13 protein-coding genes are annotated in these 14,213 nt (G+C 71.5%); 12 read left to right on the top strand and 1 reads right to left on the bottom strand.

The genetic code is table 11. The features are described from left to right. Positions 1-7: 7 nt before the first annotated feature. The 4 genes from ABD352_RS04695 (at position 8) to ABD352_RS04680 (ending at position 5,695) form a co-directional block, all read left to right on the top strand. Positions 8-244 carry a MoaD/ThiS family protein gene (locus ABD352_RS04695; protein ID WP_344610928.1) on the top strand — a complete coding sequence of 79 codons (237 nt, stop codon included), beginning with the start codon at positions 8-10 and terminating at the stop codon, positions 242-244. A 4-nt stretch (positions 245-248) separates the two neighbouring features. After that, complete coding sequence (locus ABD352_RS04690) at positions 249-1,436, top strand: metallophosphoesterase (RefSeq protein ID WP_344610927.1); 1,188 nt, start codon at positions 249-251, stop codon at positions 1,434-1,436. A gap of 21 nt (positions 1,437-1,457) precedes the next feature. After that, on the top strand, positions 1,458-4,685 hold the full coding sequence (locus ABD352_RS04685) for a UvrD-helicase domain-containing protein (protein WP_344610926.1): 3,228 nt from the start codon (positions 1,458-1,460) through the stop codon (positions 4,683-4,685). A gap of 125 nt (positions 4,686-4,810) precedes the next feature. Further along, positions 4,811-5,695 (top strand): LppU/SCO3897 family protein, encoded by an 885-nt coding sequence (locus tag ABD352_RS04680; RefSeq protein WP_344610925.1) that lies wholly within the window; start codon positions 4,811-4,813, stop codon positions 5,693-5,695. A 67-nt stretch (positions 5,696-5,762) separates the two neighbouring features. On the opposite strand, the gene ABD352_RS04675 is transcribed toward ABD352_RS04680, so the two are convergent. Next, positions 5,763-6,194: a hypothetical protein gene (locus tag ABD352_RS04675; protein WP_344610924.1), complete on the bottom strand. Its 432-nt coding sequence runs from the start codon at positions 6,192-6,194 to the stop codon at positions 5,763-5,765. Between the two features lie 217 nt (positions 6,195-6,411). On the opposite strand from ABD352_RS04675, the gene ABD352_RS04670 reads away from it, so the two are divergent. The 8 genes from ABD352_RS04670 to ABD352_RS04635 all read left to right on the top strand — a co-directional run bounded on the left by ABD352_RS04670 (position 6,412) and on the right by ABD352_RS04635 (position 14,043). Further along, positions 6,412-6,984, top strand: coding sequence for a DUF1707 SHOCT-like domain-containing protein (locus ABD352_RS04670; protein ID WP_344610923.1), 573 nt, complete (start codon positions 6,412-6,414; stop codon positions 6,982-6,984). Then, positions 6,972-8,150, top strand: a complete 1,179-nt coding sequence (locus ABD352_RS04665) for a beta propeller repeat protein (protein WP_344610922.1) — start codon at positions 6,972-6,974, stop codon at positions 8,148-8,150. The genes ABD352_RS04670 and ABD352_RS04665 overlap by 13 nt, the downstream gene beginning before the upstream one ends. Positions 8,151-8,237: 87 nt before the next feature. Next, entirely contained in the window at positions 8,238-10,832 is a 2,595-nt protein-coding gene (gene clpB, locus ABD352_RS04660; protein WP_344610921.1) for an ATP-dependent chaperone ClpB, read from the top strand. 24 nt (positions 10,833-10,856) lie between these two features. After that, positions 10,857-11,222, top strand: coding sequence for a hypothetical protein (locus ABD352_RS04655; RefSeq protein WP_344610920.1), 366 nt, complete (start codon positions 10,857-10,859; stop codon positions 11,220-11,222). 44 nt (positions 11,223-11,266) lie between these two features. Further along, entirely contained in the window at positions 11,267-11,935 is a 669-nt protein-coding gene (locus ABD352_RS04650; RefSeq protein ID WP_344610919.1) for a hypothetical protein, read from the top strand. A gap of 1 nt (position 11,936) precedes the next feature. Beyond that, complete coding sequence (locus ABD352_RS04645; RefSeq protein ID WP_344610918.1) at positions 11,937-12,710, top strand: SDR family NAD(P)-dependent oxidoreductase; 774 nt, start codon at positions 11,937-11,939, stop codon at positions 12,708-12,710. 353 nt (positions 12,711-13,063) lie between these two features. After that, positions 13,064-13,606, top strand: coding sequence for an orotate phosphoribosyltransferase (gene pyrE / locus ABD352_RS04640; RefSeq protein ID WP_344610917.1), 543 nt, complete (start codon positions 13,064-13,066; stop codon positions 13,604-13,606). Between the two features lie 86 nt (positions 13,607-13,692). Next, positions 13,693-14,043, top strand: a complete 351-nt coding sequence (locus tag ABD352_RS04635; RefSeq protein WP_344610977.1) for an ArsR/SmtB family transcription factor — start codon at positions 13,693-13,695, stop codon at positions 14,041-14,043. The last annotated feature ends 170 nt before the right edge of the window (positions 14,044-14,213 follow it).

Below are 14,213 nucleotides of genomic sequence, written 5' to 3'. Positions count from 1 at the left end.
CCTCAAGGTGCTGCTCGTGCGCTACTTCGCCGGGGCCCGCGCGGCCGCCGGCGTGTCCGAGGAGAAGCTCGAGGCGGCGACGCTGGGCGAGCTGGAGGCCGCGATCACCGCGGACCGCCCGCGCCTGGCCGCCGTCCTCACCGCCTGCTCCTTCCTGGTCGACGGCGTGTCCTGGCGCGACCGGGCGGCGGCCCTGCCGGCCTCCGCCACGGTCGACGTGCTCCCGCCGTTCGCGGGCGGCTGAGCCGGTGATCGTCGCGTTACTGGCGGTTGTGCTCCTGATCGTCGGGGCGCTGCACTGGTACCTCTGGAAGCGCCTCGTCAAGGACACCACCCGCACCCGTCGCGCCCGCCGGATCGGCACGGCCCTGGTCGTCCTCCTGGCGCTGGTCATCCCGGCCACGCTGGCCCTGTCGCGGACGCTGCCCCACTCCCGGCAGGCGCTGGTCGCGTGGCCCGGCTTCCTGTGGCTCGCGCTGATGTTCTACCTGCTGGTGACCCTGCTGATCCTGGAGATCCCGCGGCTGGCCCTGCGCCTGTGGAAGCGCCCCGCCAAGGTGGTGGCCGCGGCCGTCGACGTGGTCGAGGCGCCGGCGGCACCGGAGGAGGACGTCTCCGAGTCGCGGCGGCTGTTCCTCGGGCGGTCCCTCGCCGCCACCGCCGGGGTGCTGTCCGCGAGCGCCGTGGGGATCGGGGCGTACCAGGCGCTCGGGCCGCCCAACCTCAAGCGGGTCCCGATCCGCCTGGCCAAGCTGCCGGCCTCCATGGACGGGTTCCGCATCGCGCTCGTCTCCGACATCCACCTCGGCCCGCTGCTCGGCCGCGCCCACACCGAGCGGATCGTGCGGATGATCAACGGGGTGGAGGCCGACCTCGTGGCGATCGTCGGCGACCTCGTGGACGGCACCGTCGCCGAGCTCGGCCCGGCCGCCGAGCCGCTGCAGGACCTGCGGGCCAGGCACGGCAGCTTCTTCGTGACCGGCAACCACGAGTACTTCTCCGGCTACCGCGAGTGGGTGGACGAGGTGAACTCGTTCGGCGTGCGGGTCCTGCGCAACGAGCGGCTGGAGATCCAGGGCCTTGACCTCGCCGGGGTGAACGACGCCACGGGCGGTGGCTCCGGCGACGCCCCCGACTACGCCAAGGCGCTCGACGGCCGCGACGCCGCCCGGCCCGTGGTGCTGCTCGCACACCAGCCGGTCCAGGCCCACGAGGCGGCGAAGCGCGGCGTCGACCTGCAGCTGTCCGGCCACACGCACGGCGGGCAGATGGTGCCGTTCAACCTGCTCGTCGGGCTGCAGCAGCCGGTCGTGGCGGGCCTTGGCAAGGTGGGCGGCACGCAGGTGTACGTCACCCGGGGTGCGGGCTTCTGGGGCCCGCCGGTGCGCTTCGGCGCGCCGCCGGACATCTCGGTGGTGGAGCTGCACGGCGCGTAAGCGGCGCCGCCCTTGGCGCCTGTGATTGGATGCAGCGTGCCTTCGAACGCCGCTCCTCCCGAGACGTTCGTCGCCGACCTGCACATTCACTCGCGGTACTCCCGGGCGTGCAGTCGCGACCTCAGCATCGAGACGCTCACCTGGTGGGCGCGGCGCAAGGGCATCACGCTGCTCGGCACCGGGGACTTCACCCACCCCGCCTGGCACGACCACCTGCGCGAGGCGCTCGTGCCGGCCGAGCCGGGCCTGTTCCGGCTGCACCCGGACCGCGAGGCCGACATCCTGCGCCGGCTGCCGGCCCGGCTGGCGATCTCGGAGCAGGCCGTGCGGTTCATGCTGTCGGTCGAGATCTCCACGATCTACAAGCGCGGCGACCGCACCCGCAAGGTCCACCACCTGATCTACCAGCCCGACTTCGAGGCGGTCGGGCGGTTCAACACCGCGCTGGGGCGCATCGGCAACCTCGGCTCCGACGGCCGGCCGATCCTCGGGCTGGACTCCCGCGACCTGCTGGAGATCACCCTCGAGGCGAGCCCGGACGGGTTCCTGGTGCCCGCCCACATCTGGACGCCGTGGTTCTCGGCCCTGGGCTCGAAGTCGGGCTTCGACGCGATCGCCGACTGCTACGCCGACCTGGCCGAGCACATCTTCGCCGTGGAGACCGGCCTGTCCTCCGACCCGGAGATGAACTGGCGGGTGTCGTCGCTGGACCGCTACCGCCTGGTCTCCAACTCGGATGCGCACTCGGCGCCGGCGCTGGCCCGCGAGGCGACGGTACTGCGGGGCGAGCTGTCCTACACCGGCGTGCGCGACATGCTGCGCACCGGCGACGGGCTGGCCGGCACGCTGGAGTTCTTCCCCGAGGAGGGCAAGTACCACGCCGACGGGCACCGGGCGTGCGACGTCAACTGGCCGCCGGCCCGCACCCGGGAGGCCCAGGGGCGCTGCCCGGAGTGCGGCAAGCCGCTCACCGTGGGCGTCCTGCACCGCGTCGAGGAGCTGGCCGACCGGCCCGACGGCTACGTGCCGGACGGCGCCCCCAAGGTCACCCACCTCATCCAGCTGCACGAGATCCTCGGCGAGATCAACGGCGTCGGGGCGAAGTCCAAGACGGTCGACGAGAAGCTGGCCGGGCTCGTCGCCGAGCTCGGGCCGGAGCTGGCCATCCTGCGCGACGTGCCGGTCGAGGACGTGACCCGGGCCGGTGGCGAGCTGCTCGGGGAGGGCATCGCGCGGCTGCGCCGCGGGCAGGTGCACCGCACGCCCGGGTACGACGGCGAGTACGGCGTGATCCGCCTGTTCGAGCCCTCCGAGCTGCGCGGGAGCGCGCACGAGGACGTGCTGTTCGACGTACCGATGCCGGTTCTTCCCAAGCAGCGCAAAGCGGAAGCGGCCCCGAAGGCCCAGGCCAAGCGGCGCCGGCCCCAACCCGCGGAGCCCGCGCCGCCCCCGCCCCCGATCGCGCCGCCGCCCTCCCCGCACGAGCCGCTCGAACCGATGCTGGCCGGCATGGAGGAGGTCGGCACCGGGCTGCTCGACCGGCTCGACGCGCTGCAGCGGGTGGCCGCCTCCGCGCCCGGCGGGCCGCTGCTCATCGTGGCCGGCCCCGGCACCGGCAAGACCCGCACGCTCACGCACCGCATCGCCTACCTGTGCGCCGAGCTCGACGTCTACCCCGAGGAGTGCCTGGCCATCACGTTCACCCGGCGGGCCGCCGAGGAGCTGCGCGAGCGCCTGGAGGGGCTGCTCGGGCCGGTGACCGAGGCGGTGACGGTCTCCACGTTCCACGCGCTGGGCCTGTCGATCCTGCGGGAGCACGCGGCCGCGGTCGGGCTGACCCCGCAGTTCCGCATCGCCGAGGAGGCCGACCTGCTGGCCGCCCTCGAGCCGCTGCCGGAGCGGGAGGCCCGCAAGGCGCTCGCCACGATGGAGCCGGCCACGAAGGAGTCGCTGGCCAAGGCGCTGCGGGCGCGCGACCTGGTGTCGCTGGACGAGCTGCTCACGCTCACCGTGCAGCTGCTGAGCGAGTCGCCGGCGCTGGTCGACCGCTACCGGGCGCGCTGGCAGTGGATCTTCGTGGACGAGTACCAGGACGTCGACCCGGTGCAGTACGAGCTGCTGCGGCTGCTGTGCCCGCCGGGCGGCAACCTGTGCGCGATCGGCGACCCCGACCAGGCCATCTACGCCTTCCGCGGCGCCGAGGTCTCCTTCTTCCTGCGCTTCACGGCCGACTTCAGCACCACCGAGGTCGACGCCCGGGTGGTCCGGCTGACCCGCAACTACCGCTCGTCGGCGCCGATCCTGGCCGCCGCCGTGCAGGCCATCGCCCCCACCACGCTGGTGCCCGGGCGGCGCCTCGACCCGGCCCGGCTGGACCTGGAAGCGCCGATGGTCGGGCTGTACCCGGCCAACTCCGTCGCCGACGAGGCCGACTTCGTCGTGCGGACCGTCGACGAGCTGGTCGGCGGCCTCACGCACCGCTCCCACGACGGGCGGGTCGACTCCCGGACCGCGGTCGGGGCGATGTCGTTCTCCGACATCGCGGTGCTCTACCGCACCGACGCCCAGGCCGCCCCGGTCGTCGACGCGCTGTCGCGGGCCGGCGTGCCGGTGCAGAAGCGCTCGCACGACCGGCTGCTCGACCGCCCCGGCGTGGCCGCCATCGCCCGCGAGCTGCGTTACGCCGACGGCCTCGGCGGCTCGATCGCGGCCCGGGTGCGCCTGGCCGGCCAGGTCGTGGCCGGCCGCTGCGGCCAGCTGGACAGCGACCTGATCGGGCTGAGCGAGGCCGACGTGTGGAACGCGGTCGACCTGATGACGCCGCTCGCGCTGCGCGCCGGCGCCGACCTCGACGAGTTCCTCGGCGCGCTGGCCACCGGCGCGGAGGTCGACGGCTGGGACCCGCGGGCCGACCGCGTGAACCTGCTCACCCTGCACGCCTCGAAGGGCCTCGAGTTCCCGGTCGTGTTCCTGGTCGGCGTCGAGGACGGGCTGCTGCCGCTGCGCGCCTACGCCGGCGCCCGGCAGTCCGAGGACGACGTCGCCGAGGAACGCCGGCTGTTCTTCGTCGGCCTCACCCGGGCCCAGGACCGGCTCTTCGTCTCGCACAGCCGCAGCCGCTTCCGGCACGGCTCGGAGCGGGAGATGGCGCCCTCGCCGTTCCTCGCCGCGATCGACCCCGGCCTGCTGGAGCGGCGCGGCGCGGCGGCCCCGCGTAAGCCCAAAGATCGACAGCTTCGACTGATCTGACGCCTGTCCGAAGGCTGACTGGCGCGGATCCGTGAGGTCCCGGCGGCCCGGGTGGCGCTACCGTGGCTGCATCGACGCGGATAGGCTCACGACGCCTACCACCGGCCGAGGACCAGGAGGGCATCATGTCGGGTTACGGACCGCCGGGCGGACCGTACCGGGGTCAACCTCAGGACCCCTGGCAGCAGGGGGGCGGGGGCGGCCAGAATGACCCATACGGCCAGCCGTCGTGGGGCGAGCCGGAGCCGTATCCGGGCTCCGGTGCCGGCGGCTACGGCGGCCAAGGTGGCCAAGGTGGCCAAGGTGGCCAAGGTGGCCAAGGCAACCAGGGCTACGGGAACCAAGGGTACGGCAACCAGGGTTACGGCAATCAGGGCTACGGCAACCAGGGCGGTTACCCCGGCCAGGGGTACGACGACCGCCCCGGCTACGGCGACGACCGCACCTACCAGCAGTCGGGTGGCTACCGGCCCTACGACGACGAGCCGCCGGGCTACAACGACGGCCCGCCGCAGTGGGCCCCGCCGTCCGAGCCGCCGAAGAAGCGCTCCGGCGGCGCCACGGTGCTGGTCGGCCTGCTCGTGCTGCTCCTGATCGGCGGCGTCGGGGCCGGTGCCTGGTACATGCTGAAGGGCGACAAGAAGGACGACAAGACCGCCTCGCCGGGCGGCACCTCCTCGTCGGCCCCCGCGAACAACAGCAGCGGCAAGCCCTCGGGCGGCGCGCCCAGCGGCAACCCGTCGGGCAAGGCCAGCGGCGGCGGCATCCAAGCCGGCGATGCGGCGTCCGTGAAGATCGGCGAGTGCCTGAAGAACGTCAGCGGCAACGACGACAAGCCGGTGATGCAGAAGACGCCGTGCGCGGTCGGAACCTACGAGGTGCTCAAGCGGGTCATGGGTACGACCGACAAGAGCAAGTGCGAGGGCACTCCCGGCTACTCGCATCACTACTTCTTCGACAGCCAGGACAACGCGCAGGACTTCGTGCTCTGCCTGAAGATGCGCAGCTAGCCCGGGAGTCCGGGCTCGCGCGAAACGCTCGTGTGAAAGGGGAGGGGCCGTCGGCCTCTCCCCTTTTTCAGCTGATCCGCCGGGGCTGGCGGACCAGGCCGCCCTCGCACCAGTCGTGGTACTCGAAGAGCTCCGGCCGGGCCAGCAGCATCCGGGCGTTGTGCGCCCAGGTGGTCAGCAGCTCGTCGCCGTTCTCCTCGGCCTGCTCCACGAACTTCTTCAGCCGCCGCTTCGGATGGGCCCGGAAGTGCGTGCGGATCCCGTCCGCCGCGTAGATGTAGAGGCAGTGCAGCGCGAAGCGGCGGGCCGGGCAGGCCGGGTCCATCGCCAGCTCGAACAGCGTGCCGATCAGCCGGTCGCCGGCGACCAGCAGGTCCCAGTCCGGGGGCATCGTCTGCAGCACGGAGGCGTCGGGGTGGTAGGCCCACGCGCGCAGTTCCGCAGCGGTAGGGTCGACCGGGTTGTCAAAGCCCCGGAATCCCGCCTGTGTCACGCTCACCATCAGCTCCCGTGGCCAGCGGGTGGATCACCGGCGATGCCGCCACATCGCCGTGGTCCTGGTTTCGGCGACAACTTAGCCCGCCACCAGGCGGCATGGGAAGAGGGGAAGCGGCCCCTTACTCTCGGTGAACGTCGATAAAAGCGGATGATTCGCCCGAAAGAGGGCGCGGAAACGCAGGATGTCAATGACTCCCGATGGGGTCTACAGTGTCGTCGTGAGCACGGACCGTCCGGACATGCGGATCTCCGACGCCGAGCGGGAGCTCGTGGTCGCCCAGCTCAACACGGCGGTGTCCGAAGGCCGGCTCACCCTCGCGGAGTTCGAGGAGCGAGTGGACGGCGTGCTGCGCTCGCGCACCTACGGCGAGATCGAGCCCTACGTCGGCGACCTGCCGCAGAAGGGGCCGATGACGGTCCCCGAGCAGATCGAGATCCGCAACCAGGCCTCCAGCCTCAAGCGCCAGGGCCGCTGGACCGTGCCCCGCCGGGTGCTCATCACCACCCGGGCCGGCAACGTGAAGCTCGACTTCACCGAGGCGGTGTTCACCAGCCAGTCGGTGCAGGTGCAGCTCGAGGCCCGCTCCAGCTCGATCGAGCTGGTGCTGCCGCGCGGCGCCACGGCCGACATCGACAGCATCGCCCCGCGCGCGAGCTCGCTGAAGCAGAAGGTCCCGGCCGCCTACGACGCCGCACCCGGGCAGGGCGTGGTGTTCCGGATCAGCGGCGAGGTGCGCAGCAGTAGCGTGCGGGTGCGCTACCAGCGGCGGTTCTGGCGGTGGCGGTGGTAGGAGCGCCGGCCCCGCGGCGACTGCGCCGTCCGGCCCTCGCCGTCGCGCTGGCCGCCGCCCTGCTGGCCACGCTGACCGCCGCCTCGTGCGCCCCGACACCCTCCGCCCAGCCCCAGGAGACGCCCCAGGAGGACGTCTCCTACGAGGACATCCCGACGGTCAACCCGTCCGACGACCCGCACAACCGACAGAACGTCCTGCCGGTCCCGAAGGGCACCTCGCCCCGCGGCGTCGAGTTCGCCGACCCCAACACCGGCTACGCCCTCTTCACCTCCTGCGTGGCCGGGCAGGCCTGCCTGGCCGGGCTGGCCCTGACGCTCGACGGCGGGGGCAGCTGGGTCGCCCGCGACCTGCCCTTCAACGATGCGATCGACGTCGACATGCACGTCGGCCGGGGCAACGTGCTGATCATCAAGGCCGCGCCCGACGGCTACTTCGTCTCCCGGGACACCGGCCGCACCTTTGACAAGCGCCCCCTGACCCCGCCGCCGCCCGAGCTCCAGCTGGCCGAGCCGCAGTACTCGGTCGGCTGCCAGGACCTCGCGGCCAGCGGCTGCCCGGACGTCCAGCCCTGGGTGATCGGCGACGACGGGGTGCGCCGGTCGCTGCCGTCGCGCCCGTCGGGGGTGCACCGGTTCACCGGCCTGACCGCCGCGGCCGACGGCACGCTGTGGCTGACCGCGCAGGCCGACTCGACCGCCTCCCAGGAGCCTGGCGCGACGATCACCGTGTGGTCCAGCGCCGACCACGGCAAGACCTGGCAGGCCCAGGGCACCGCGCACGGCATCGACCCGACGATGACCGCCCGGCCCGTGGTGAGCCCCGACGGCAGCGACGTGTGGCTGGTCGGCGCGCACTTCGCCGCCCGCCGCCAGCCCGGCTCGAACAGCTGGGTCGAGGCGACCGCGATGCGCGAGGTGGCCGAGGTGTTCAGCGCCGAGGTGCTGCCCGGCGGCGCGGTGCTGATCGCCAGCAACCAGGGCGTGTGGATCGTCGACACCGGCCAGCGCATCCGCGACCCCGGCGCGCGCCTGATCTTCCGGCTCCGGCGCCTGGACGACACGACGATCCTCGGCTACCCCGCCCAGCAGTCCGGCGAGGTCTGGCTGTGCACCGTTCACGACAAACTGTGCGAATGGGCCCACGTCGCGGTCAGTGCGCGGTGACGACGAGCGAAACCTAGGTTGAGTGGAATAGACTCAAGTTCGGTGGTGTCGTACCTACCGTAGGACGCGCACTGGAACGAGGAGTCGATGAACGCCGAACGCCTGACCACCAAGAGTCGCGAGGTCATCAAGGCCGCCGTGGACGCGGCGAGCCAGCGCGGACACGCGACCGTTGAACCCTGGCACCTCCTGCTGGCGCTGCTGGACACCGGCGGCTCGACCGCGACCGGCCTGCTGCGCGCGGTGGGGGCCAACCCCGCCGACGTGCGCCGCGCCGCGCTGCACGCCGTCGAGAAGCTGCCCAGCGCCCGCGGCTCGAGCGTGGTGGAGCCCAACGTCGCCCGCGAGTTCGCCAACGCGATCGCGGCCGCCGAGCAGATCGCGCGGCCCCTTGGCGACGAGTACACCTCGACCGAGCACCTGCTGGCCGGCCTCGCCCGGGTCGGCGGGGCGGTCGCCACGCTGCTGAAGGACGCCGGCGCGACCGAGCAGACCCTGGTCGCGGCCTTCCCGCAGGTGCGCGGCGGCGACCGTAAGGTGACCACGGCCGACCCGGAGCAGACCTTCCAGGCGCTGGAGAAGTACGGCGTCGACCTGACCCAGGCCGCCCGCGACGGCAAGATCGACCCGGTGATCGGCCGCGACGCCGAGATCCGCCGGGTGATTCAGGTGCTTTCCCGCCGTACCAAGAACAATCCGGTTCTGATCGGTGAGCCCGGCGTCGGCAAGACCGCGATCGTCGAGGGCCTCGCCCAGCGGATCGTGGCCGGCGACGTGCCCGAGTCCCTGCGGGACAAGCGGCTGGTCAGCCTCGACCTGGGGGCCATGGTGGCCGGCGCGCAGTATCGCGGCCAGTTCGAGGAGCGCCTCAAGTCCGTCCTGGAGGAGATCAAGGGCTCCAACGGGCAGGTCATCACCTTCCTCGACGAGCTGCACACCGTCGTGGGCGCCGGCAAGGGCGAGGGTTCGATGGACGCCGGCAACATGCTCAAGCCGATGCTGGCCCGCGGCGAGCTGCGGATGGTCGGCGCGACCACGCTGGACGAATACCGTGAGCACATCGAGAAGGACCCCGCCCTGGAGCGGCGCTTCCAGCCCGTGGTCGTCGGCGAGCCCTCGACCGAGGACACCATCGGCATCCTGCGCGGCCTGAAGGAGCGCTACGAGGTGCACCACGGCGTGCGGATCACCGACGCCGCGCTGGTCGCCGCCGCGACGCTGTCCGACCGGTACATCACCGATCGGTTCCTGCCCGACAAGGCCATCGACCTGGTCGACGAGGCCGCGTCCCGGCTGCGCATGGAGATCGACTCCCGGCCGACCGAGGTCGACGAGGTCGAGCGCAACGTGCGCCGGCTCGAGATCGAGGAGATGGCGCTGGCCAAGGAGCCCGACGCCGCCTCGGCCGAGCGGCTGCAGCGGCTGCGCGCCGAGCTCGCCGACCGGCGCGAGCAGCTCACCGCCCTCACCGATCGCTGGCAGAACGAGAAGCAGCACATCCAGAAGATCTCCAACACCAAGGAGCAGCTGGAGACGCTGCGCGGCGAGGCCGAGCGGGCCGAGCGCGACGGGGACCTGGCGAGGGCCTCCGAGCTGCGCTACGGCGTGATCCCCCAGCTGCAGCACGAGCTGAGCCAGGCCGAGGCCGAGCTCACCGCCCTGCAGTCCTCCGGCGCGATGCTGAAGGAGGAGGTCTCCGCGGACGACATCGCGGCCGTGGTGGCGTCCTGGACCGGCATCCCGGCCGGCCGGCTCATGGAGGGCGAGACCGCGAAGCTGCTGCGCATGGAGGACTCCCTGCGCACCCGGGTGGTCGGCCAGGAGGCGGCGATCCAGGCGGTCTCCGACGCGGTGCGCCGCGCGCGGGCCGGCATCGCCGACCCGGACCGCCCGACCGGCAGCTTCCTGTTCCTCGGCCCGACCGGCGTCGGCAAGACCGAGCTGGCCAAGGCGCTGGCCGAGTTCCTGTTCGACGACCAGCGCGCGATGGTGCGCATCGACATGAGCGAGTACGGCGAGAAGCACACCGTCGCCCGGCTCGTCGGCGCCCCGCCCGGCTACGTCGGCTACGAGGAGGGCGGCCAGCTCACCGAGGCGGTGCGCCGGCGGCCGTACACGGTCGTGCTGCTCGACGAGGTCGAGAAGGCCCACCCGGACGTGTTCGACATTCTGCTGGCCGTGCTCGACGACGGCCGGCTCACCGACGGGCAGGGCCGCACGGTCGACTTCCGCAACGCGATCCTCATCCTGACGTCGAACCTCGGCTCGGAGGTGCTGGCCGACGACCCGACGCTCAACACCGACCAGCGCCGCGACGCGGTGATCGCCGCCGTACGGGGCCACTTCAAGCCGGAGTTCGTGAACCGGCTCGACGACATGGTGGTGTTCGACGCATTGTCGCAGGCGGATCTGCGTGCGATCGTAGAGATCCAGCTCAATGCGTTGGGCCGGAGACTGGCCGAGCGGCGGCTCACGCTCGAGGTGTCCGACCAGGCGCGTGACTGGCTCGCCAGTCTTGGGTATGACTCCGTTTACGGTGCCCGACCCCTGCGCCGCCTGGTGCAGACGTCGATCGGTGACCAGCTCGCGCGAGCGCTGCTGGCCGGCGAGATCCGTGACGGCGACCGCGTCGTGGTCGACCTGTCCGACGACAAGAAGGCGCTCACGGTGACCGCCGGGTAAGTGCAGTCCGAAGGGGTACGGCAGATGCTCTGGAAGAAGCAACAGTTCGACGATGAGCTGCGTCAGCTCGCCGACGCCGACACGCTCGCGTTCGGCGGCGTCGGCATCGCCGGCACCCTCCTGCCCGCCACCAAGGCGTACTTCGCCGTCGAGGAGGGCCTGCGCCAGCACGGGGACGAGCTGCGTCCCCGGCTGGAGGCCCTCCTCGACCGGGCCACCCCGGCCGGCAAGGTCTACGCCGCCGAGCTGCTCACGCACGCCGACGCGGCGGCCGGGCGGGCCGCCTGGCTGCGGCTGGAGGACTCGCACGCCGAGGTGAAGACGTTCAACGGCTGCATCATGGGCAGCACGACGGTGGGGCGCTACGCGGCGGACCGGCTGCGCGATTAGTTTTGAGCCTGCGCGATTCACGTCGCGTCGATACGGTGGGCCCCATGTCATTCGCCGTTCCGGCCGGGGCGCCGCGCGCCCGGCCGTCCACCGTCAGCCTTGCCGTGGTACTGCTGTTCGCGGCCGCGGCGATCGAAGTCATCAGCGTGGTGCTGTCGCTGCTGTACGCCCAGAAGATCGCGGACGCCACGAAGCAGATCTACGACCGGGCCGGCGTGCAGACCGGCAACGCCGGCCTGACCGCCGGGACCACCATCGAGGTGGTCATCGGCTTCATCATCATCGTGATCCTGGTGCTGCTCGGCTTCTTCGTCGGCCGCGGCAACCAGGTGGCCCGGATCCTCACCTGGGTCTTCGGCGGCATCGCGTTCTGCTGCAGCCTCTTCGCCGTCGGCTCGACCCTGTTCGCCCAGACGATCTGGGACCAGGCCCGCAAGACCAGCACCGAGCTGCCGACGTGGGACGAGTACCAGCGCATCGTCTACGCGCAGGTGCCCGGCTGGTACCGCCCGGTGACCACCGTCCTGGGCATCCTGCTGATCATCGCCATCCTGCTGCCGATCATCCTGCTGGCCCTGCCGGCCTCGCACCCGTACTTCCGCAAGCAGCAGTCCGAGTGGGAGCCCCCGGCCCCCGGCTCCGGTCCCGGCTTCGGCGGTGGGTACCAGGGCCCGCAGCCGGGCCAGCCGGGCTTCGGGCCGCCACCGCAGTAAGTTGACCGCCCTTGTCACCGGGGCGACCGCGGGCATCGGCGCCGCGTTCGCCCGTGAGCTCGCCGCCGAGGGCCACGAGCTGATCCTCGTGGCCCGCGACGGGGACCGGCTCGCGGCCCTGGCCGCCGAGCTCCCGGTCCCCGTCGAGATCCTTCCCGCCGACCTCGCCACGGAGGCCGGCTGCGACGCCGTGGCGGCCCGGCTCGCCGACCCGGCCCGGCCGGTCGACCTGCTCGTGAACAACGCCGGGCGCTCGCTCAACCGCTCCTTCCTGCGCTCCACGGCCGAGCTCGAGGAAGCGTTGCTGCGGCTCAACATCCACGCGGTCATGCGGCTGACCCTGGCCGCGCTCCCGGGGATGGTCGAGCGCGGGCGGGGCGCCGTCGTCAACGTCTCGTCCGTGTCGGGGTTCGCGGCGCTGATGCCTGGCTCGACGTACCCGGCGAGCAAGGCGTGGGTGACCAACTTCAGCGAGTCGCAGGCCCTGCTGGTGCGGCCGTCCGGCGTGCGGGTCATGGCGCTGTGCCCGGGGTACACGCGCACCGAGTTCCACGAGCGGGCCGGCATCGACACCGGCCGAATGCCGGGCTGGGTGTGGCTGGACGCCCGGGACGTGGTGCGGGCCGCGATGCGCGACCTTCGACGGGGGCGGATGGTGAGCGTGCCCGATTGGAAGTACAAGCTGGCGGTCTTCGGCCTGCGGCACATGCCGCGCGGCCTGCTGCATCGGGCGGCAACGGACGCGAGGGGACGCATCGGTCACGACGAGCGCTGAGCCTGGCTTTGAATTTCCTGTGTATCGAACATGATTGTAGTCACGTACGTTCGGACGATGGCCGTATGGAAGCGCTCACATGGGCGTCCGGACGGTCCAGAGCTGGCCGTTTGGGTGTTTTCCCAGGTCAGGGGCATGTATCGAGCATTGCAACGATCCAATGAGAGCAAGATTCGGTTTCGCCATCCGGCCATCGGCGTATCGTTATCCCCCGTCACCGTCACCCCTCGCGTCACTCGTGGTGATCGCTGCGATCACCTTCGTATTCGCCCTTGTCCACTTGACGGCCTTAAATTTGGCCAAGAGTGCGGGTCATCGATTCACCGCGGAGGTTTAGCGCGTACGCTTCGGTCATGACCGACCGTGACGACCTGCTGAAACTCGTACGTGAACTTTCCGTGGTGAACGGACGGGTCACGCTGTCGTCAGGACAAGTTGCCGACTGGTACGTGGACCTCCGTCGCTTGACGCTGCACCATGCTGGTGCGCCGTTGGTCGGCCGAGTCCTCCTCGATCTGGTCGACGACTGGGAGTTCGACGCCGTGGGAGGGCTGACCCTCGGCGCCGATCCGGTGGCCACCGCGATGCTCCATGCGGCGGCTGCCCGCGGGGGACGCCCGCTCGACGCGTTCGTCGTCCGTAAGAGTGACAAAGCTCATGGTCTGCAGCGGAGGATCGAAGGACCCGACGTTGCCGGCCGGCGCGTCCTGGCGGTCGAGGACACCTCCACTACAGGTGGAAGTGTGCTGACTGCCGTGGAGGCGCTGCGAGAGGCGGGCGCCGATGTGGTCGGTGTGGCCGTTATCGTCGATAGAGGCGCGGAAAAGGCGGTTCGCGCCGCGGGGCTGAGCTATCGCTCAGCATTTTCGTTGGCCGACCTCGGCCAACAGGGCTGAAAAATTGTCGATTCGGACCTGCGCATATGCAGGCGGGTCGATGGTGTTGGTGGAAGGATGGAAACGTGGGAACTGCGCTGGCTGAGATGACCCTGCCCCAGACCTCGCCGCTGGCTGGCGAGCCGATTGACCGCGCTGACGCCGAGCGTCTCGCGAGCGTGCTGAAGGCGCTCGCCGACCCGGCCCGACTCCGGCTGCTGAGCCTGATCCAGTCGGCTCCTGACGGTGAGGCGTGTGTTTGTGACCTGACGGCTCCGCTTGGGCTCTCGCAGCCCACGGTGAGCCACCACCTGCGGATTCTGACCGAGGCCGGTCTGCTGGAGCGCGAGAAGCGGGGTGTGTGGGCGTTCTACCGCCTCGTGCCCTCCGCCATCGGCACCATCGCCGACCTTCTGACGCCGCCGCGCAAGCGCGCGACCAAGAAGGCGCCTCGCTGACGACGCAGCGGGACCTTCGCGACCAGCTCTCTTTCGTGGGGCGCGCGGTCGTGGAGGCCGGACTCGTCGTGGGCTCGGGCGGCAACCTGTCCGCTCGGGAACCAGGCGCGGACGAATGCTGGGTAACCGCGGCCGGGACTTGGCTCGACCGGCTCGACCGCGGTTCATTC

This window comes from Dactylosporangium salmoneum (assembly GCF_039532525.1).
Taxonomy (GTDB): domain Bacteria; phylum Actinomycetota; class Actinomycetes; order Mycobacteriales; family Micromonosporaceae; genus Dactylosporangium; species Dactylosporangium salmoneum.
The sequence above is the reverse complement of the archived record's forward strand: the minus strand, read 5'-3'. Positions and strand labels throughout refer to the sequence as shown.